The sequence below is a fragment of the Lacunisphaera limnophila genome (assembly GCF_001746835.1).
Lineage (GTDB): Bacteria > Verrucomicrobiota > Verrucomicrobiia > Opitutales > Opitutaceae > Lacunisphaera > Lacunisphaera limnophila.
Window position 1 is genome coordinate 337,254 of record NZ_CP016094.1, and the last position, 18,729, is coordinate 355,982.

The following is an 18,729-nucleotide window of genomic DNA, read 5'->3' on the forward strand; positions in this document are numbered from 1 at the left end:
CCGTTTCAGGATTTCACCTTTTGGCCCATGCGCCGCCGTACCGCCCGTGCGTAATACGCCACCGGGATCAGCGTGAGCAGTGAGATCACGATGAAAATGATCACCCGGCTCGGACCCCCGGTCGGATCATCCAGGTACCCCCGGGCCACGGCATCGTTCGCGTGCGGTGCCAATGCTACCGGTGCCAGCGCCGACCACCACGCCACGGCAAAGCCGCCGCTCTGCGCTGTGATCCAGCCGAGGGCCGACAACCAGGCGTACGCCTTCACGCCGACCGACACGCACCCCAGCGCAAACGCGCCCACCGCGACAGTGCCTAGGGAGATAAACCCGATGCTGAGCGAGCCCACCGTGAGCACCCCCACCGAGATCGCTCCCACGCTGACCGGAGCGACCGCATAGCCGCCCCACGCGAACAACAGGCCATAGGCCCGGTCACCCGCAGCCAGCCAGCCGAATACCGGACGTTCGCCTTCATCGGGCGTCGAAAACCGGATGTGCACCAGCGGCACGCCGAGCAATTGGAAACGGCTCTTGTATTGCCCCGCCGTCGACCCGACCTGATCCCGCGCATCCTGAAACAACTCGGGGTGCGCCCGCCGTTCCGCCGAGCGCAATCTCCGCATATAACGCATGGTTCTCATCAGCGCCACTGGCCAGATGACCACCGTGACCAGCAGCAGCGCCTGAGCCCCAACAGCAAACCCCACCCGCTGGTCCCACCAGCGAAACGCCCCAGCCCGCAGCAGATACCACGCAACCAAGAAGCCCAGGGCCCCGAAAAAGATCCATCCCGTCGCCTTCACCACCGCGCGACGCTCCCGCGGTGTCCGTGACTGGTCGAGGTTGGACCGCAGAGCCATGACCGCGCTGGCCACTCCGCTGAGCGATGCCACCAGCGCCGCGATCCCAGTGGTCTTGGCCAGCATACTGCCATGGGCTGCCGCCGTGCCGATACCCACCGTTTCCACTGGGTCTGGAAACGCCGGCAGCGCCGCCAGCACCCCGACCGTGAACATGTTGCCCGGCGTACTCCGTACCAGCGCTCCTTCCACAAACGCCAGTACCTGCTCCTGCAAAATGTGCCGCCCGCGCGCCAGCCGCTGCTTCACCGTGTCCTCCGTCAGATCGAGGGCATCCGCCACGTGCTCCACCGAGCGGTGCTCGCGATAATAAAGGACGAGCGGCTCGCGATACAACGCCGGCACCCGCTCCAACGCACTCCACAGAATCGCTTGCTCCTCCTGCTGCATGGCCTGATCGGCCACGGGCATTTCCGCCGACACCACTTCCCCCGCGTCCTCGAGCGTGCCCGCCTGCCGCACCGGTTCCTTGCCATCCGTCCGTCGCAACCGGCCGACCTTGTGGCGCAAAATCCCGCACAGCCAAGAGCGAAGCTTTTCCGGCTCACGCAACGAGCCGAGTTGGCGCCAGGCCTCGAGAAACGCCTCCTGCGCGAGGTCTTCACTCTGGCTCAGCTGGCCGGTCGAGGAGTAGGCCAGGGAACATAGCAACCGTTGGTACCGCTCCACAATCCGGCTAAACGCCACCCGATCCCCAGCCAGGGATGCTGCGACCAACTCGGCGTCGCTGATGAGATCGAGGGAGGGCATCGGTTCTGAGGAATGCATGGTGAGTTGCCTATACGTGCCCGAAAAGCCTCAACCGGTGACAAAGTTTTTTCTGACCGCGAAAGATTTATTCTGCGAAGGCGAAACGCCGAGTCCGACTTTCCTAACGCACCGTCCTTTATCCACTTCCTGACCCCGGGGTGGACCGAGGCGACTCCGGCCGATCCGCAATGACAAACGCGACTAAAATACTTTGTCACCTTCCGCCCCGTTTTGGGCCCTTACCGCTGAACTCTAAAATCAAACCATCCAATACAATGATCCCACTCCTTCCCTTCTTCCTGAGCCGCCACGTCCTGCCGGCGACCATACTTATTCTCGTGCCGCTATCAGTGGGACCGATCACCGCCCGGGCCACGGCCACCCCTGCGATCCTCGACACCTATTCCAATGACAAGCAGAACGCCCACGGCGTCGACCGCCTCCTGTTCGATGACAAGGGCGCGGGCGGTCAGTCGCATGCGACCCAAAAGTCCGCAGACGGTATCCTCCAGGTTGAGGGCGAACTTATCCCCGGACGCGGCGCACCCGCCTTCATCAGCCTTGTCTCGCTCCTAACCCCCGACGCCAAGCCGCAGGATCTAACCGGCTACGAGGGCGTTCGCCTCCGCGTTAAGAACACCAAGGGCCTGCTTTCCGTCCAGGTCGCCAGCACCGAAGTCCAGAACTTCGACTACCACACCAGCACCCCGATTGCGGCCATACGCGGTGAATTCCAAGAAGTCCGCCTGCCCTTCAAGGCCATGAAGCGCGCGTGGTCTGAACAAACCGTCCTCAACTTGAACACCATCACGAGCATCAACCTCGTTTCCTTCGCCATGGCCCGGGAGACCTTCTCCTACGAGGTTGACGAGATCGGGTTCTATTAAACCACCGCGCCTCCCCCAACCGCATCCGGCTGCCTCACGCCCGCCCCATGACGACCTCACCGCCCAGATCACGACTCGATTACCTCGATGCCACCCGGGCCTTCGTCCTCCTCCTCGGGATCGTGTTTCACGCCAGCCTGTCGTTCATGTCGGTCTTCATCGGCTGGGCGGTGCAGGACGTCTCGACCAGCCCGCTGGTTGGGATTTTTTTCAGCGTGAGCCACACCTTCCGCATGGGGACATTCTTCCTGCTCGCGGGCTTTCTCGGACATGTGACCTATCACCGCAATGGCGCGGCGTCTTTCGTCCGCTCCCGCCTCCTCCGGATCGGGGTGCCGTTCGTCGTTGGCTGGTTCCTGCTCCGCCCCTTGCTGGTGTCCGGCTGGATCATGGGCTCGGCCAGCCTTCGCGGGGACTACAGCGTCTGGGCCGGCCTGCGCGGTGGCTTCGAAAGCCTCCGCACCTTGCCCGCCGGTCTGTTCACCGGCAGCCATTTGTGGTTCCTCTACTATCTGATGGTGATCACCGCCCTGACGCTCGTCCTCCGGCTCGCAGTCAAGGCGTCCGGGCTGTGGGCTGCCCCGCTGGCGCGCCGCGCCGACACCCTCATGATATGGCTGGCGCATTCGCCGTTAACCCTGCCGGTCCTCGTGATGCCGACCGCCGTTGCACTGGGCTTCATGCAGTACTGGGGCATGGACACCCCCGACCAGAGTCTGCGGCCCCACCTGCCGGTCCTCACGATCTATAGTGCCTTCTTCGGCTTCGGCTGGCTGCTAGCGCGGCAGCAAGCGATGCTGGCCCCGTTGACCCGGCTGACCTTGTCACGCTGGATCCAGGCCGCCGTCGGAATCGCCGTCATCCAGTATCTGGCCCGCTTCCAATCCGACTCGGGCCACCCGTACTACCAACTGCTCCACGCCACCTACGTCATTGGCTATGCCCTGACCATGTGGTCGCTCACCCTCCTCACCATCGGCCTCTTTCGCCATTTCTGCGCCCAACCCAACGCGATTGTCCGCTACCTCGCCGATTCGTCCTACTGGCTCTATCTTGTCCACTTACCCATCGTTATCTGGCTCCAGGTCGCCATGGCCGAGCTGCCTTGGCACTGGTCCCTTAAACTCGGCACCATCTCCACGCTCACGATCCTCTTTGGCCTGCTCTCCTACGACCTCTTCGTCCGCCCCACCTGGCTCGGAGCCTTCCTCAACGGCCGCCGCCGCGAGCGCGCCCTGTCCCGGCTCTTCGCGCGTTCCGAGCCTGCCATTTCCCTTCACGGCCGATGATTCGTCCGAACAGTCAGACTAACCTTCGGTCAGCCCGAGCCCCACTGATCAATGCTGCTGGGTCGCGACCGGCTTCAGCAGTAACGCCCCCGACGGAGTCACCTCAAACGCCATCTTTGACCCGCCCTTGAGGCCATACTTCTTCCGCACCAGCGCCGGAATCGTCACCCGCCCCCGTGTCGAAAACTTCACTCGGTAGATCTTCGTGCTCATCGTTATTGGAAGGTTGAACCCATTGCGGCTTTAGCATTTAGCTCACCAGCAGCATATGGCCACCCCAGCAACTGCTGCCGATCTAGCAGAACGTCTCCGGATATTCCGGGCCACGGCGTCGCATTTCGGGAAAGTTTTGCCGGCCTCATTCTTCCAGAAGACTAACCAAGTCTTGCCGGGTGTAGAGCGCGTTCACCACCTGATTGAAGGTATCTATAAACCAGCGTGGTCCATCTACCCGCTCAGCATCTCATCGATGCTCAAGAGCCAGTATAGCGATCAGGTTCACTACAATCCTGACCGAACATGGTGGATTCAATATAGCCCCAAGGACGGCGGAATGGATATGGCCGTGAATGCAGCGCTCATCCGCTGCATGGCAGATCACCAGCCGCTCCTGGTACTACGGCAAGTAGCCGACAAGACAGGCCCTGAAGGTGCCCAGCACCGACTACTCGGCCTTGGCTATGTCGAAACATTCGATTCTTCATCTAACCTCTTCCGCATTCGCGGTCTCGAGTGGAACGAAGTTGGTGAGGTACTGGGTCTAGACTTGTCAGATGATTTGCTTGAAACCGCACTCCGCCTCGAATCTCTCGAAAAATGGATGCCTTTCGAAGAAGTGAACCGTGCAGTCTACACCGTAACGCGGCAGAAGCGTGATGCTGCCTTCGCTCGGATCGTTTTGGACAACTACGGGTATACCTGCGCAGTGACCGGCCTGCGGTTCCAATCAAGAAATCACACAGAGGCCCACGGCGCTCATATCATCGGTAAAGAGGAGCGTGGCACAGACGATCCCCGCAACGGCCTAGCCCTTTCACGTTCCGTCCACTGGGCCTTCGACCAAGGCATCTTCACCATCTCCGACCAATACGAAGTCGTGATTAATCCGAAGGCCCGCGCCGCTACCATCGCCAGCTTCCCCCTGATGGATATGGACCGGAAAAAGATATTTCTACCAAAAGACGCGTACTACCACCCCCACCCCGAAGCCCTCGCCTGGCACAAGTCGGAAGTCTTCGATCGTTTCACTCTCTGATTAGCTGCATGCTGCCGATCCGGCACGCCGTGCTCCACGCCACAACGTGCGCATTCCTGCCAGTGCCGGCTGGTAGCTTGCTCCGGGAAATGAAGCGCACGTCGAGGGTGTCGTCGGCGGCGATCTTCACGATCGCGAGAATATTGAAATTGCCCGTCAACTTTACCCGCACAAAGGGGCGGTGCTTGTGCGGAGTAATCGTCTTGATCTCGACCAATTCATCCCCCCACCGGCCGTCGTGACCCTGGGTGTACATCCGGCTGAGTTTCACCCCGAATTGCTGGGCCACGTAATCCTCTCCAATCCGGCCCCAGTCAGGCGAAATCTGATCCAACGTGTTCTCAAAGTGATTTCGCGCGGCCCGAATACGATTCAGCAGTTCAATATCCGGTTCTTTTGAATCTGGTTCGATGTCATCAGCCGACCCTCCGTCCTCGACCACCAGCTCGGGTGCAGGCCCATTCTCCTGCAGATCCAGCTGCTCATTGATGTAGGCCCAGCTGATCCACTCCCCGTCATCCCAAACGCCGTCCCCAGAATTCCGGATCTCAACGCCGGTCATCGCACATCGCATCGGTGAATCGTTCATGGCGGGCTCGCTTGCCGCGACTGTGCCGCCTTCCTGCGCCCGATCAAGGTACGAAACCCCAGTTGTTCGTTTTGAAGCCCGAGGCACCCGTCAAAACTCACCCGCCGGCCCCCGATCGATCGACCAATCCGCCGGGAGTCTAAAATATTGTACTGGGTGGAACGTTCCCACCATCGTCGGGTCAGTTTGGCCCCATGAAAAACACCTTCCGCGTCCTCCTCGCCCTCCTCTGCGCCCTGCCCGCCGCGGCGGCCCTGAAGGAGGCCGCCCTGCGCCTCCCCGACGCCCTCGCCACCGCCCCGCGCCTGCCCGTGCAGGGCCGCCAGGGCTGGAAACTCCTCGAACGACTCGAGTTCGGGGGCCTCACCGTCCACGACGTCCAGCGCTCCCTGAGCAAGGGCGGCGACCTCGCGATCGCCATCCCCGGGCTCGGCTACGAGGGCAGCAAGCGCCGCCAGACTTTCCTCTTCAAGGTCGACGGCCCCGACCTCCCCGCCTGGCGGGGCGCCGCCGCAACCAACCTCCGCCGCCGCGCCCTCGACGTGGGGGTCGACCTCGAGCTCCACAACAAGTCGGGCTTCATGGCCCTGCTCTCACCGGATGCACAGGCCGACGTCCAATGGACCCTCGATCTCCAGGAAAAGGGCGAGCGCCCGCTCGTCGGCACCCTCAGCCGCGATGACGTAATCGTCACCGTAACCGGCACGAACAAGCTCGCCGGCACGATTCTGCCCCTGGGTGAAACCACCGGCTATATCTTCGAGGTGAAGGGCCGCCCCCTCGCCGCCGTCGAAGTCATCAACCACGGCGCCGTCTGGTTCGCCCCCGATCTCGACCCCGCGCTGCGCGCCCCGGTGACCACCGCCATTTCCTCGCTCCTCCTTTTCGAGGAATTGCGCCAGACCCTGCCCGAATAGTCTGCCCTCCGCCCTCCGTCCTCTGTCCTCCGTCTTCTGTCCTCTGTCCTCCGCTTCGCGCCTTAGCGCCTTTGCGTGAACCCCTCCGGTCTGGGGATTCCACCCAACCGCGCCCCCATTCTGCGCAGATCTTGGCCTGGCATTAGATGCCGAAATACCGGGGGCCTCGTTGCACTTATCGCCTCAGCTCGCGGCGGGTCCGGGCCGATAGCTCGGCATGCTCGAATGGACATCCAATCTGGCCACCGGGAATGCTGACGTCGACCGCCAGCACCAGGAGATCTTTGCCAAGCTCAACGGCATCGAGGAGGTCATCCAGCAGGGCGCCGACAAGGAATGCCTGATCCGCCTGATCACGGCGCTGCTGGACTACACCTACATCCACTTCCACCACGAGGAGAGCGCCATGAGCTGCACCCGCTGCCCTTTCCACGACAGTAACTGCGACGCCCATCGCGGCTTCATCGAACGCCTGCGCCACTGGCTGGCCGTGGTCATGGAGGGCCGCGCCACTCCCGCCATGCTGCAAGAGGTCCACAGCGAATCCTGCGCCTGGATCCTCCACCACATCGCAAAGGTCGACATCGGCCTCCTCCAGTCCAGCTCCCGCTCAAACGCCCCCCTCCTCGCCAGCTGACCCCCGCTCGTCGCGCCGTAGTCCCCGGACGATGAAGGATACTCTCGCTCCTGCACCCTTTGCGCCTCTGCGTCTTTGCGTGAGCCCACTCCTCACCCCCCCTGCTTTGGTCTTCTGCCTTCCTCCGTGCCCTCTGTGCCTCTGTGGTTCCATCAATCTGCCCGAGCCCCTTCTCCCTCCTTCCCGCTTCGCGCCTTAGCGCCTTTGCGTGAAAAAATCCTCAGGTCTGAGGTCTCAAGTTTCAGGTCTCTCCTCGCTCACACCTCCACCGTCACCCGCAGGAATGTCGCCGTGATGGCTGTCGCCGCCGGGTCCAGACTCCGGTTCTCCCGGGTGAACAATTCCTCCAGCTCCCGCTGCAGCTCGGCCGCCCGGCCGGCCTTCTCCGCGGCGGCGAAGGCGTTCATCGTCGGCCCGTAGAATTGCCGGAACTCACCCACGAATGCCGCCGGCGTGCCGGCATACTCGAAGGTAAAGGCGTCGCGCTCGCAGGCGACCTGCTGCGCGGGCACACCCGCCCGCGTGAAGCGCTCGACCACGTGTTGCTCCACGCCCCACAGCATCGGGCTGACAAACCCCTCCGGCGGCGGCGGCGTGTAGGCCGAGCTGATCTTTAAAATCTGCGCCACCAGCGTCGGGTCGCCGGGAATCCAGTTCCCCATCACGATCCGCCCGCCGGGACGCGTGACGCGCACCAACTCCTTCGCCACCTCCTGCGGCCGCGGGGCGAACATCGCCCCGAAGATCGTGACGACGCGGTCGAACGACTGGTCGGCCAGCGCGTGCAGGTTGCTCGCGTCGCCTTCCTGGAACTTCAGGCAGTCCACCCCGTGCTCCCGGGCCCGGCGGTTGCCGGCCTCCACGAGGTTGCGGGCGATGTCGACGCCGAGCACGTCGGCGCCGCGCTGCGCCGCGGGCAGCGCGGTCGTGCCGTCGCCGCTCCCCAGGTCGAGGACGCGGTGGCCGGACCCAACCCCGATCCGGGCGATGAGGGCGTCGCCGCTGCGCCGCATGGTCGCGGCGATGCGGGTGAAATCGCCCTTTTCCCAGAGGGCCTGGTTGGGGTTGTCAGAGGGAGGAATGGTCGTGGAGGTGTTCATGCGTGGATTTACCCCAGCTTATCCGCTTCGCCGGTTGCCATCCACGACACAAAATGTAGTGATGCGTCCACGCCGGTCGCCCGGACTCCACGCCATGCGCTTCCGCTACCAGCAGTTCTGCCCCCTCGCCAAGGCCGCCGAGGTCCTCGGCGAACGCTGGACCATCCTGATCGTTCATGAACTCCTCCTGGGCACCCGGCGCTACCGCGACTTCCAGCGTGCCCTCACCCGCCTGTCCCCGTCGCTCCTGACCAAGCGCCTCAACCAGCTCGTGGACTTCGGCCTCGTCACCCGCACGACCGCGCCCGGCCAGCCCCATCCGGAATACGAGCTCACCGCCGCCGGCCTCGAACTCCGCCCCATCGTGAAGGGCCTCAGCCGCTGGGGCATGAAATGGGCGCGCGGCCAGATGCGCGACGACGAGCTCGACGTGCACCTGCTGATGCATGACTACACGCGGAGGATCGACACGAAGCACCTGCCCGCCGGCCGCACCATCCTCGCCTTCGTGTTCCCCGGCCTCCCCAAGTACGGGCACTGGTGGATCGTCATCGACGGCCCCAAGGAACGGGAACTCTGCGTCCACAATCCCGGCGGCACCCCGGACCTCCTGTTCCGCACGGACGTGCGGACCCTCACCGAGATCTGGGCCGGCGACACCGAGCTCGCCGCCGCCCGCAAGTGCGGCCGCCTCCAACTCACCGGCGACCCCAAGCTCATCCGCTCCCTCCCCCGCTGGTTCCGCCACTGCAGCCTGGCCCACATCCGCCCCGCCGCGAAGCCGCTGCGAGTGTAAGCCCGTGGCCCCCCCTTCAACGCTTGGGCTTCTTCAGCCTCGTGCGAATCCCCTCTGCTTCCCCTTTGCGCCTTAGCGCCTTTGCGTGAGCCCCCCGGCCTTCTCTGGTTCGCGAGCTCTTTTCCGCGCTTCCGCGTTTCCGCGATCCCGCAATCTCTCCTCACCTTCAGCCCACAAAAAAGCCCGCACCCCATCGGGGCACGGGCTGATCGCTACCAAAGCTTAACGACTGAGGCGCTAGCCCTCAGTATTCGCTCTTCATCATCTTCTCGCCGGCCTTGCACTCTTCCTTGCTCAACGACTTGTCGTTGTTCGAGTCCATCTTGGTGAACATCGCGTCGCAGCCCGCCGTGTGCTCGGCGGTGCTCAGCTGACCGTCGCTGTTCTTGTCGTGCAGCTTGATCATCGCGGCGGGCGACATCTCATCCGGAGCCGCCTTGGCCACATTCCCAGGCTGGTCGCTCTTCGTCGTCATCTCGGATTTCATTTTTTCATGGGCGGCAGTCATCTCGACGAGCGTGACCGAGCCGTCGCGGTTGGTGTCCGAGTCGGTGAACATCTTCTTGCTGGTGACGGCATGCTCCGAACGCGAGAGCTTGCCGTCGCTGTTGGTGTCCGACGCCTTGAACATGTCATCCGCGGTGTGCTTGCCCGTGTGCGTTTCGGCGAAAGCCGGCAGGGCCGCCAGGGCGAAGCCGCAGGCGAGGAGGAGGGTGGTTTTGATTTTGATCTGAGTCATGGGATTCGTGGTTGGGTTGTGGATTACTATGCCCCTCAGGCTAGACGCCCTGCCCGTCATCCGCCACCCCACCCACCCCCGGCGAGCCCATCAGCCTTCGTCTTGGATTCCTCAGGATAGTCCGCACCTAGCCCCGCAGAAAACCTGAGCCGCCCCACCCCCTCTCAAATCTCAAATTTGAAATCTGAAATTTAAACCGTCCGCCGTCCGCCGTCTGATTTGCCCCCAGGCAAATCACCCTGAGCCCGTCGAAGGGCCCCTGTCCCCCGCCCCCTTTTACCTACAGCGCCCACCCCCGCGACCGATGATATAAGCCGGCGGCCTCCCCGGCCGGTCAGGCGTGTATTCCCCGCTGCGCCCGGCTGTTCGTTCGGCCGTCGCCCCGGCCATGAACCTCATCCAACGCGTCATCCTCTGCCTGGGGGCCAACACCCTCATGTGGATCTGGATCCATCCGCCCGTCTACCGCCTCACCTCCGACGGACGTCTCGAACACAACCTGTACTACGTCTGGCAGGTCCCGATGGACTGGTCCGTCAACCTCCCCATGGTCGGCCTGCGCCTCCTGACCGTGGTCCTCGTCACCACCGCTTTCTACCTGGCCTTCCGCCCGGGTGAGAAAAAAGGGGCCGCATGAAAACCCCGCGTTCCCGCCGGGCCTTCACCCTCGTCGAGATCATGGTCGTCGTGACCATCGTCGGCCTCCTCTCGACGCTCGCGATCGCCGGCATCCACCGCGTCAAGGCCGCCACCACCCGCACCATCGTGCTGAATAATCTCCGTCAGATCTACCAGGCCAAGGAAATGTATATTTCCAGCGGCGAGGCCGACCCGCGCGGCTTCATGGTGCAAAACATGCACGATGACGGCTACCTCTCTGAATCCCTCTGGGTCGCCTGCTTCGCCACGCCCGCCTCCCACGGCTTCAGCTACCAGGGCGGTGCCTTTGTGCCGGGCGAAAGCGTCTGGGCCGCGCCCACCAGCGACGGCGGCCGGACCGTCGGCGACTACATCTTTTATCCGGCCAAGGAACCGTAATCCGCCATGTCCTTCTTCGATGCCCTCCGCCCGTCGCGCTCCACCCCGGGTGGTCCCGCCGCCAAGCTGGATGCCAAGGCCGACCCGATCTTCGCCGTCCCCATCGCCACCCGCAAGCTCACCCCCGCCGGCGTCGCGTCCAAGGCCACCTACATTTATTACGCCTTCCTCTTCGCCGACTCAGCCGACGACGCCGTCGCCCGCGTGCGCCGCGAGGTCCGCGACGAGGGCTACGAATTCCTGCAGCTGACCGGCCCGGTGCTGACCACCTCGCTGCCCGCCTGGACCGATTTCGTGGCCAACCGCTTCGATTGGATGAAGGAATCCCTCCCCACCACCCAGCAGCTGAACACGCAGGCGCGAGGCATCGTGTATTACTCGCCCATGATCGTGCAGTCGTAGCCGGATCCCGCGCCGGCGATCCCGGCCGGTGCTGCGCCGGCTGGTTTGTTCGACTTTGCGCCTGCTGCGCTTTTTCGCGGCCACACCCGAGGCGTTAAGCCCCCCGTTTCCGGCCTCCGGCCGCAGCGTCGTCCGCTTGCCCGCCGCAGCCTTTTCTGCCTGAGTCCCCGCACCCCCCCGGTTGCAGAAGCCCCCAGTACCAGGTCCGCCCCATCAGCCCCATCAGTCGTCTGCCGTCTGATTTGCCCAGCAAATCACCCTGAGCCCGTCGAAGGGCCCCCTCCCCCCATGCCCCACCCCGCCCCCCTCAGCAGCTTTCGTGTCCGTCCGCGTTTTGAGCAGTTCGTGACCGCCCCGCCCGAGGCCGTGCACGCCACGCTCGTCGAGGGCCTGACAGCCAGCGACGCGGGCCTCGTGGTGAAACCGTTCCCCGGTTTCATCGGGATCCACCTGCCCGACACCGAGCGCCGCGACTGGTCCCCGCGCCTCTTCCTCAGCGTCGACGCCGCCGCGGACGGCCGCACCCGCATCGAGGGCATCTACGGCCCCGAGATCGAAATCTGGTCCGTCTTCCTCTACGGTTACCTCATCACGGGGCTCCTCGGCACTTTCTCCGGCATCTACGGCGCGGTCCAGGTCCTCCTCGATGACACCCCCTGGGCCCTCTACGTCACCGGCACCATGGCCATCCTCGCCGGCGTCCTCTACCTCGCCGCCCAACTCGGCCAGAAACTCGGCGCCTGGCAGACCATCCGCCTCCACCAAGCCTACACCGCCGCCGCCGCGAAAGTGACCAGTGCCGGGTAACAAGGCGCCGGTCCGCCCCTGATTTGGCCCGCAAATCACCCTGAGCCTGTCGAAGGGCTCACCGCCCCGGCAACGCCTCCCGCCCGCCATACAGGTTGAACGGCGCCCAATACTGCGGGTGACGGAATCCGCCCGCCCGCCCGGAAATGAACTCCCGTTTCACTTCCGCCACCGCGAGATCCCCCGGCAGCCCCTGAATCAGGTGATGAAAATAGAATCGCTGCATGAAATACACCGAGCTGGCGTCGCTCACCGGCCACAGCGAGGCCAGCACACTGTCCGCCCCGGCCGTGAACAATGAACTGGTCAGCCCCACCACGCCCTCCCCGGCGATGATTGCACCCAGGCCCGTCTCGCACGCGCTGAGCGTGACGAGCTCCGCCCGCAGCGGCAGCCGCTCGATCTCCGTGATCTGCAGGAACCCGTCGCGATCGGCCGGCGTCCCGGGCCGGGGGTCTTCATACGAAAGAATGATGCCCGACATCTCCGGCATCGCGGGCATGGCCATACCGTGCACGGCAAAATGCACGACGCGCGACTTCCGCAGCTCGCCCTGTGCCGCCAGCGCCCGGATGTTCCCCTCGCTCACCGCGCGGCCCAGCTCAATCCGTGAGCCCGGCACGAGCTCGTTGATCATCAGCACCTCCGTCTTTGTGCCCGCCAGGTTGCTCTGCGGCCCGAACCGCCCGGCATACGGGCTGCCGGCAAACACCGCCTGCCGGACGCCCACCAGCTTGTCGAACTGCTGCTTCATCGCCGGGACGTTGGCCATCACCTGGTCGTAACCCTCGGGGTTGTACACCGCTCCGCCGAAGCCCAGCAACGGCCGCTCATACGTGCCCGGCGCCCGCGCCGCAAGGGTCTGCGTCACCAGTAGCGACGGCGTCAGGGTCACCGCATAATCCTGCACCAAGGCCCGGTTGGTCGGGCCGATGAGGATGTCGAAGGGCAGGTACGCCAGCAGTCCGCTCGGCGACACCAGCAGGCGGTTCTTGCCCGCGAGCCGCGCCTCGATGGGCCCGAAGAGCAGCTCATGCAGGATCCCCGCGGTGGCAAACATCGGCTCCACCCGGGCCTGCATCTGCTCGGGTTCGCAATAGATGCAGTCCCGTAGGTAGGCCACGATGCCCGCCAGCCCGATCTCGTCACCGAGATCATACCGCCGGGCGTCCACTTCCTTTTTCTGGGCGGCCAGCACGTCGGCCAGCGGCAGCTTGCCTGCGAGCGCTGGCAGAGCCGCGAGCGGCAGGCGCACCGCCGCGAGGCCGGCGCCGGTGATCACGAAGGCGACCGGCTCCGTCCGGCTCCAGTCCGCATTGGCGTAGCTCACTATCGCCGTCGACCCGTCCAAGGCGGCCGGCAGGGTCTGCAGGCGCGCCACCGTGGCCGCAAAGCTCTCACCCACCGCGGCGTCCGCCGTGAGGGTCTCCCGCAGCTGCCGCGCCTTGAGCGCCTCGCTCGCCGCCAGCGCGGACCAGGCGTCGCCCTCGCGCACGTACGCCTCCGTCAGCCAGCGGTAATAGTCGGACTGCAGCGCGAGGAAGTTCTGTTTCTCGGCGGCCGTGGCCGCGGCGCGCGTGGCCTCGACCAGCCCCACGGCCTGCTGAAACGAGCGGATCGCCGCCGCCGGCTGGCCCTGCGCCAGTTGGATCTCACCCAGCAGGCCGAGCGCCTCGAAGCGGATCACCGGGAAATCCTCGTAACCGGTCAGGTCCGCCACGCCCGCGACATCGGCATCGAAAAACAGCGGTTTCTCCCCGGCCTGCAGCGCCTGCAACGAGGCGCGGGCCCGGCCGAGGTCCGCGCGGTAAAGTTCGTTGGGCGACACGAGCCGGAAGGCCAGCTGCCAGGCCAGGTGGTAGTTCTCGCGCGCGGCCTTGCGTTCGCCGAGCGCCAGCTGGCAATCCGCCAGCAACAACAGCCCTTCCGCCACCGGGCGGTCGCCGCGCTGGAGCCAGTCGCTGGACGGACGCCGCCGGCTCGTGCCCACGCGCCGCAGGTCGGTGCCCAGCGCCTCGAGCGCCAGCGCCCGGGCCCCGGGCTTGTCGTTCAGGCCCAGCAGCACCCGCGCCGTCTCGCGCTGCACCTGCGCCACCTGCGCCAGGTCGTCCGTGGCCGCAAGGACCGCCTGCGCCTCCTGGTACTGCGCCAGGGCCCCCTGCAGGTCGCCCCAGGCCGCCGTGGTGCGGGGGGTCTCCAGCGCAAGCTGCGTCTGCAGTGTCCGCTCGTTCGGGTATTTGGCCACCAGCCCCTCGAGCCGGCGCAGGGTGTCGGCCGCCGCGCGAAAATCCCCCTGCCCGCGGGCCACTTCGAGGAGCGCGAAGCCGGCCGTAAGATTGTCGGGCTCCAGCTCCAGTGCGGCGGCGAGGTCCGCCCGCGCCTGCTTCCACAGTCCCAGCCGGGCCCGCATTGCGCCCCGGCGGCTCAAGGCAAAAACCCGGTCAACCGGGGACTCCGCCCGCTCCACCGCGCGGTCGTAGGCCGCCTCGGCGTCCCGCACTTTGCCCAGCGACTCCGCCTGGTAGCCTTCGTTGAAGGCGATGGTGTATGGGTCGTTCAGCGCCGCCTGCAGCTGCGCCTGCGTCGGCTTTTGGGCGTGAGTGAGCAGGGGAAATGCCAGTAGCACCGCCGCGACGGCGACAACCGCCCTGGCCGCTGGGCGGCCAGCTTGCTGTCGCCACGCCCGCGGCCCGAGGGGCGCCAGCCCTGAGGATGCCCACCCAATCAACCGCGGTGGCGTGCTCATTATTTGCCCTGCTGCGTCATCTGGTAGGCATACCGCGCGGCGTCCATGAACTGCTTGTCGTTCTTCTTGGCCGGCTCCATCTCGATGATGGCCGACGCGACGCGCGTGCAGAGGTTCCAGTCGCTCAACCCGTAGGCCAGCGAGAAGACGGACGGCAGCACGTTCATCTGGTCCTCCTTGGTCCGGCAATAGTCTAGGCTCTTGATGTAGTGCTCGATCGCGAGCCGGTGGTTGCCGGCCTTGTAGGCGGCGTCGGCGGCGTCAAAAAGCACGACCTGCCGTGAATTCGCATGGGGGGCATCCTCGGGCTGGAGCAGGTCCATGGCATCGATTTCCTTCATCGCCGCATCGATGTTGCCCGCCCGGGAAAACATGTCCGACCGGTAGCGGTGGTTCAGGTAGGCGAGGTCGGTGCTCTGCGGATAGGCCGCCAGCGCCTCGGCGAAGAGCGCCTCCGCCCCCGGGGGCCGGGAGCGATTCGCCGCCACCAGCATGTAGAAATAGATATTCCTCGTGTTCACCCCCTCCTGCAGCGACTGGCGCCCCAGCTGCAGGGTCTCCGGGAAGCGCTTGGCCTTGTTCAGGGCGGCCAGCTCGGCCTCGCGGGCCCCGCGGACGGTGTTTAGCACGAATTCCTTGAGCCCCGCCGCCTCGAGCGCGACGCCATCGTCGACGAGGAACTGGCGCGCATACGCGACCTTCGCCGCCGGGTCCTCGGTGTCCCGCATCGTGAGGAACTTGGCGATGATCGGGCGGCGCGCCTGCTCCGCCGCGAGCGCCGCGGCGAGCGTCGCCGCGTCGGCCGCCGGGACGTCGCCGTCCAGCGTGGCCAGCAACCGGCCGTCGGCGGCGGACCACCGGTACAGGCCCGGCGAGCCGAGGTTCGCCGTGATGAGTTCGCCGCCGTGCAGCGCCATCGCGATGCCCTGTGCCCCGCTCGGCACGACGTAACGCGCCAGCAGGTCGCCGCTCTTCCCCGACCACACGCGGATCACGCCCTGCCGGGTGCCCGCGACCACCACGGGCGCGTCCCCCTCTCCCGCGAAGCCGACAAAGGTATACGGCTGGTTGTCGAGCGCGAGCTGCGTGATCTGCGGCTTCAGCGGGTCCAGGAAATGAAACACCTCGACGCTGCCGAAGCTGCTGCTGCCGGCGGCCAGGACCACGTGCCCGGCGCCCTCGGTCACCGCGATGGCGTTGACCGGCGCGGCAAACGCCGGGTTGAAGGAACGAGACTCCACGGAGAGCTTGGCCAGATCATCGGACGATTCCGGCAGGCTGAGGATGTCGAAGCCGTGGCGGACCTTGCCGTCGCCGGTGTCGTTGAGGCCGCTGAAGGCGATGAGCGCGTGGCGCCCCGCGCGGTCCATCGCGACCGCCGTGACGCGGCTGGAGGAGTTCGCCTTGAACAGCATCTCCTTGCCCGCGTCGGCGAGGGCCGGGGCCGCGCCCCAGGCGTACACGAAGCGCTCGCGCGCGGTGGCGGCGGCGATCGCCCCCACCAGCATCTGGTAGCTTACCCGGTTCAACGGCTCGAAGGTCACCTCCGTTCCGCCCGCGGCGGGGCTTACCACGAGCGTGCCACCGGTGGTGAAGGCATAGAGCCGGCCGTCGGCACCGGCGGTAAGGCCGCGGATCGGGAATTCGCTGCGGGCGCGGAAAACCACCGCGCCGGTCGCCAGGTCGCGGGCCTCCACCCCCAGGCCGTCCCCGGTGGTGGCCGCCCAGCTGCCATCCGCGGCGATGGCCAGGTCGTTGCACCCGTCGGCCACGGCCGCGTCGTCGGCCTTGCCCAGCCACTGGGCGAACACCGCCTTCCAGTTCTCCAGCATCACCGAGTAACCGATCGAGTCGCTGCGTTTGCGCCGCTCCAGCGCGATCACGAACTCGAACAACGCCCGCTCCTCGGCCGGGGCGTCGCCCGGGATGCCCGCAAGCTGCTGCTCCAACTGGGCCTCCGACATGCCCGCGGTCTGCTGGTTGATCTCGAGCGCGTTCGCGAGCAACTGGTCGCGCTTTTCCAGGATCTGCTCATCGAGCCGGCCGTCGAGGCGGTAACGGATGAACTTCTGCTCCGCCAGCACACCCAGCGCGGGATGGATCGCGGCGGAAGCGGCGATGAACTTCGCGTCCCGCTGCGCCGGCGTGGCGGCGGCATACTCGTAATTCGCACTGTCCCCCAGGTTCAGGCTCCGGAAAAAAATGATGCGGGGCCCGCCCGCGGCCACGATGCGGTTGTCGATGGCGAGGTGCAACCGGTGGAGCGGCGCCTTGTAGCCGTCGACCGTCCGGAACTGCGCGCCGGCCCGCAGGAAGTTCTCCATCGTGGCCTGCGGGTTCATGTTGGCGCTGCCGGCCTTCGTGGCGTGGCCCGCGGCCGTGAGGCGCAGCGGCGTGAGCGCGTTGTCCAGCATCGCGATCAGCTGCTGGCGGTACTCCACCAGGTCCGCCCCGAGGCCCTCGACCGCGTCACCATCGCGGGCGTCGAGGAACTTTTCCGTGCGCGCCATGATCTCGTTCAGCTGCACCACGGAAAACTCCATGAAGTTGCGCGCGGCATAGGCGCCGTTGGCGGCGCGATACGCGATGAGCTCCGCCTGGAGTTTTTTCCAATACGCGACTTCCGCCGCGGTGGCCGGGGTGGCAACCGCCGGCGCCGGATCCGCGGCGCGGAGCAACCAGGCGGGCGTGAAGAAGGCAACAAGCAGGAGGAGGTGAAGGGCTTTCATGAAAACAGACTTGGTTTAGGAGGACGCCAACCGGTCCATCCGGGCGGGACGACACTCTAGCCGGTCCGTCGCCCCCTGACCATACGCAGGAACACGTAGCCACGCCGCCCGCCGCCCCCTCCCTCATCGCTAAATTTAAATCTGAAATCTCAAATCCCCGCTTGTTCCGGCCCGCCCCCAGCCACCAACGCCTGACCGCCCATGTCACATCGTGCCAAGCCAACTGGTAACCTAATAGGTTACTATTTTCGGGACCAAACCTCCGGGCAAAGCGAACCAAGCGAACTCAATTCCACCCTTCGCGCCTTTGCGTCTTCGCGTGAGACCTCTCCTTTTCCGATTCCCCCAGCCCACGCTGGCCCACACCCGGAACGGTCGGCGCGCCTGCCGAAAATCCTACGTGCACCGCCGCGCGAACGGCATTACCCTGCCCCCATGTCCGATCTCATCACCCCCGGCACCCGGTGGCTCATCACCTTCGCCACCCTCGCCTACGGGGTGGGCCCGTTCATCATCGACATGAACCGCACCCACCTGACCCACCCCGCCTGGCCGGGCCACGCGCGCTTCCACCTCCTCTGGTCCGCCGTCTCCCAACTCGCCGTGGCCGGCCTCGCCCTCTGGCTCGTGTGGGCCGACTCCGCCGATCCCGTCTGGCACTGCCGCCTCGCCGTGATCATCGGCCTCGGCATGAACTCCGGTTTCTGGGGCGCCTTCCTTTTCCGCCGCGCCTACCGCGGCACCCTCCACGACCCCCAAGGCATCCCCCCGCTCTGGGGCAAACTCGACGGCAACCTCCTCGCCGTCTCCCTCATCACCGCCCTCCTCCTCGTCGCCTTGTGGCAGACGTGGCCCTGAAAAGTAACAGGCACCAAGTAACAAGGATCAGGTGCTCGATTCCCCCCGGCCGGATCAGAGGCCCCTTGCGCCTTTTGCGCTTTTCGCGGCCAACCCCGGTCCCTGCCTCCCCATCCCAGCCTCGCGTTAAGGACGCCAAGCACGCCATGGATCCAACCCCCCTTGGCGCCTTCGCGCCTTTGCGTGAGACCTGCCTTTTCCCCGGCTTTGTTGGATTTGATATTTGAAATCCGAGATTTCTGATCCGAGCCATCAGCTCTCAAGTTTTAGGTCTCTGCCTCGCCTAGACGCGCGTTTGTCACATTGCCCGGCTTGCCCGGCCCGCCC

The 18,729-nt window shown here is 65.6% G+C and carries 18 protein-coding genes; 11 read left to right on the forward strand and 7 right to left on the reverse strand.

The genetic code is table 11. From position 1 onward, the window contains the following. Positions 1 to 5: 5 nt before the first annotated feature. Positions 6 to 1,613 (reverse strand): sigma-70 family RNA polymerase sigma factor, encoded by a 1,608-nt coding sequence (locus Verru16B_RS01490; protein WP_218918800.1) that lies wholly within the window; start codon positions 1,611 to 1,613, stop codon positions 6 to 8. A 275-nt stretch (positions 1,614 to 1,888) separates the two neighbouring features. On the opposite strand from Verru16B_RS01490, the gene Verru16B_RS01495 reads away from it, so the two are divergent. Beyond that, on the forward strand, positions 1,889 to 2,500 hold the full coding sequence (locus tag Verru16B_RS01495; protein ID WP_157772111.1) for a CIA30 family protein: 612 nt from the start codon (positions 1,889 to 1,891) through the stop codon (positions 2,498 to 2,500). Positions 2,501 to 2,547: 47 nt separating this feature from the next. Next, on the forward strand, positions 2,548 to 3,789 hold the full coding sequence (locus tag Verru16B_RS01500; protein ID WP_069960628.1) for an acyltransferase family protein: 1,242 nt from the start codon (positions 2,548 to 2,550) through the stop codon (positions 3,787 to 3,789). A 48-nt stretch (positions 3,790 to 3,837) separates the two neighbouring features. Here the strand turns inward: Verru16B_RS01500 and Verru16B_RS17700 are convergent, their stop codons facing one another. Continuing rightward, entirely contained in the window at positions 3,838 to 4,002 is a 165-nt protein-coding gene (locus Verru16B_RS17700) for an AbrB/MazE/SpoVT family DNA-binding domain-containing protein (RefSeq protein WP_083270016.1), read from the reverse strand. A gap of 55 nt (positions 4,003 to 4,057) precedes the next feature. Here Verru16B_RS17700 and Verru16B_RS01505 point away from each other — a divergent pair, with 55 nt between their 5' ends. Continuing rightward, positions 4,058 to 5,044: an HNH endonuclease gene (locus Verru16B_RS01505; RefSeq protein WP_069960629.1), complete on the forward strand. Its 987-nt coding sequence runs from the start codon at positions 4,058 to 4,060 to the stop codon at positions 5,042 to 5,044. Here Verru16B_RS01505 and Verru16B_RS01510 read toward each other — a convergent pair. After that, positions 5,034 to 5,633 carry a hypothetical protein gene (locus Verru16B_RS01510; protein WP_157772112.1) on the reverse strand — a complete coding sequence of 200 codons (600 nt, stop codon included), beginning with the start codon at positions 5,631 to 5,633 and terminating at the stop codon, positions 5,034 to 5,036. The genes Verru16B_RS01505 and Verru16B_RS01510 overlap by 11 nt on opposite strands. A 194-nt stretch (positions 5,634 to 5,827) precedes the next feature. Between Verru16B_RS01510 and Verru16B_RS01515 the strand changes: the two genes are divergently transcribed. Next, positions 5,828 to 6,550, forward strand: a complete 723-nt coding sequence (locus tag Verru16B_RS01515; RefSeq protein ID WP_069960631.1) for a hypothetical protein — start codon at positions 5,828 to 5,830, stop codon at positions 6,548 to 6,550. 217 nt (positions 6,551 to 6,767) lie between these two features. Beyond that, complete coding sequence (locus tag Verru16B_RS01520; RefSeq protein ID WP_069960632.1) at positions 6,768 to 7,187, forward strand: bacteriohemerythrin; 420 nt, start codon at positions 6,768 to 6,770, stop codon at positions 7,185 to 7,187. Positions 7,188 to 7,444: 257 nt separating this feature from the next. Here Verru16B_RS01520 and Verru16B_RS01525 read toward each other — a convergent pair whose 3' ends face one another. Further along, positions 7,445 to 8,287 (reverse strand): class I SAM-dependent methyltransferase, encoded by an 843-nt coding sequence (locus tag Verru16B_RS01525; protein WP_069960633.1) that lies wholly within the window; start codon positions 8,285 to 8,287, stop codon positions 7,445 to 7,447. A gap of 61 nt (positions 8,288 to 8,348) precedes the next feature. Here Verru16B_RS01525 and Verru16B_RS18180 point away from each other — a divergent pair, with 61 nt between their 5' ends. Then, positions 8,349 to 9,083, forward strand: a complete 735-nt coding sequence (locus tag Verru16B_RS18180) for a winged helix-turn-helix transcriptional regulator (protein WP_157772113.1) — start codon at positions 8,349 to 8,351, stop codon at positions 9,081 to 9,083. Between the two features lie 244 nt (positions 9,084 to 9,327). On the opposite strand, the gene Verru16B_RS01535 is transcribed toward Verru16B_RS18180, so the two are convergent. Next, on the reverse strand, positions 9,328 to 9,822 hold the full coding sequence (locus Verru16B_RS01535; RefSeq protein WP_069960635.1) for an EF-hand domain-containing protein: 495 nt from the start codon (positions 9,820 to 9,822) through the stop codon (positions 9,328 to 9,330). Positions 9,823 to 10,210: 388 nt separating this feature from the next. Between Verru16B_RS01535 and Verru16B_RS01540 the strand changes: the two genes are divergently transcribed. From Verru16B_RS01540 to Verru16B_RS01555, 4 genes are all read left to right on the forward strand, one after another. After that, complete coding sequence (locus Verru16B_RS01540; protein WP_157772114.1) at positions 10,211 to 10,459, forward strand: hypothetical protein; 249 nt, start codon at positions 10,211 to 10,213, stop codon at positions 10,457 to 10,459. Continuing rightward, positions 10,456 to 10,860, forward strand: a complete 405-nt coding sequence (locus tag Verru16B_RS01545) for a type II secretion system protein (protein WP_069960637.1) — start codon at positions 10,456 to 10,458, stop codon at positions 10,858 to 10,860. Before Verru16B_RS01540 ends, Verru16B_RS01545 begins: the two co-directional genes overlap by 4 nt. Positions 10,861 to 10,866: 6 nt before the next feature. Beyond that, the gene (locus tag Verru16B_RS01550; RefSeq protein WP_069960638.1) at positions 10,867 to 11,262 is read left to right on the forward strand and encodes a hypothetical protein; all 396 of its coding nucleotides are present in this window, start codon (positions 10,867 to 10,869) and stop codon (positions 11,260 to 11,262) included. Between the two features lie 288 nt (positions 11,263 to 11,550). Beyond that, complete coding sequence (locus Verru16B_RS01555) at positions 11,551 to 12,069, forward strand: hypothetical protein (RefSeq protein WP_069960639.1); 519 nt, start codon at positions 11,551 to 11,553, stop codon at positions 12,067 to 12,069. Positions 12,070 to 12,127: 58 nt separating this feature from the next. Here Verru16B_RS01555 and Verru16B_RS01560 read toward each other — a convergent pair whose 3' ends face one another. Together Verru16B_RS01560 and Verru16B_RS01565 are read right to left on the reverse strand one after the other, a co-directional pair. After that, positions 12,128 to 14,695: a CHAT domain-containing tetratricopeptide repeat protein gene (locus Verru16B_RS01560; RefSeq protein WP_069960640.1), complete on the reverse strand. Its 2,568-nt coding sequence runs from the start codon at positions 14,693 to 14,695 to the stop codon at positions 12,128 to 12,130. A gap of 119 nt (positions 14,696 to 14,814) precedes the next feature. Further along, positions 14,815 to 17,544 carry a WD40 repeat domain-containing protein gene (locus tag Verru16B_RS01565; RefSeq protein WP_069960641.1) on the reverse strand — a complete coding sequence of 910 codons (2,730 nt, stop codon included), beginning with the start codon at positions 17,542 to 17,544 and terminating at the stop codon, positions 14,815 to 14,817. Positions 17,545 to 17,979: 435 nt separating this feature from the next. Between Verru16B_RS01565 and Verru16B_RS01570 the strand changes: the two genes are divergently transcribed. After that, positions 17,980 to 18,402 (forward strand): DUF6640 family protein, encoded by a 423-nt coding sequence (locus tag Verru16B_RS01570; protein WP_069960642.1) that lies wholly within the window; start codon positions 17,980 to 17,982, stop codon positions 18,400 to 18,402. The last annotated feature ends 327 nt before the right edge of the window (positions 18,403 to 18,729 follow it).

Bases quoted from the DNA above. Each gene is read 5' to 3' on its own strand.
- Verru16B_RS01555 (WP_069960639.1), top strand. From the start codon at position 11,551: ATGCCCCACCCCGCCCCCCTCAGCAGCTTTCGTGTCCGTCCGCGTTTT.
- Verru16B_RS01520 (WP_069960632.1), top strand. From the start codon at position 6,768: ATGCTCGAATGGACATCCAATCTGGCCACCGGGAATGCTGACGTCGAC.
- Verru16B_RS01525 (WP_069960633.1), bottom strand. From the start codon at position 8,287: ATGAACACCTCCACGACCATTCCTCCCTCTGACAACCCCAACCAGGCC.
- Verru16B_RS01490 (WP_218918800.1), bottom strand. From the start codon at position 1,613: ATGCCCTCCCTCGATCTCATCAGCGACGCCGAGTTGGTCGCAGCATCC.
- Verru16B_RS01505 (WP_069960629.1), top strand. From the start codon at position 4,058: ATGGCCACCCCAGCAACTGCTGCCGATCTAGCAGAACGTCTCCGGATA.
- Verru16B_RS01565 (WP_069960641.1), bottom strand. From the start codon at position 17,544: ATGAAAGCCCTTCACCTCCTCCTGCTTGTTGCCTTCTTCACGCCCGCC.
- Verru16B_RS01545 (WP_069960637.1), top strand. From the start codon at position 10,456: ATGAAAACCCCGCGTTCCCGCCGGGCCTTCACCCTCGTCGAGATCATG.
- Verru16B_RS01515 (WP_069960631.1), top strand. From the start codon at position 5,828: ATGAAAAACACCTTCCGCGTCCTCCTCGCCCTCCTCTGCGCCCTGCCC.
- Verru16B_RS01535 (WP_069960635.1), bottom strand. From the start codon at position 9,822: ATGACTCAGATCAAAATCAAAACCACCCTCCTCCTCGCCTGCGGCTTC.
- Verru16B_RS01550 (WP_069960638.1), top strand. From the start codon at position 10,867: ATGTCCTTCTTCGATGCCCTCCGCCCGTCGCGCTCCACCCCGGGTGGT.
- Verru16B_RS01495 (WP_157772111.1), top strand. From the start codon at position 1,889: ATGATCCCACTCCTTCCCTTCTTCCTGAGCCGCCACGTCCTGCCGGCG.
- Verru16B_RS17700 (WP_083270016.1), bottom strand. From the start codon at position 4,002: ATGAGCACGAAGATCTACCGAGTGAAGTTTTCGACACGGGGGCGGGTG.
- Verru16B_RS01570 (WP_069960642.1), top strand. From the start codon at position 17,980: ATGTCCGATCTCATCACCCCCGGCACCCGGTGGCTCATCACCTTCGCC.
- Verru16B_RS18180 (WP_157772113.1), top strand. From the start codon at position 8,349: ATGCGTCCACGCCGGTCGCCCGGACTCCACGCCATGCGCTTCCGCTAC.
- Verru16B_RS01540 (WP_157772114.1), top strand. From the start codon at position 10,211: ATGAACCTCATCCAACGCGTCATCCTCTGCCTGGGGGCCAACACCCTC.
- Verru16B_RS01510 (WP_157772112.1), bottom strand. From the start codon at position 5,633: ATGAACGATTCACCGATGCGATGTGCGATGACCGGCGTTGAGATCCGG.
- Verru16B_RS01500 (WP_069960628.1), top strand. From the start codon at position 2,548: ATGACGACCTCACCGCCCAGATCACGACTCGATTACCTCGATGCCACC.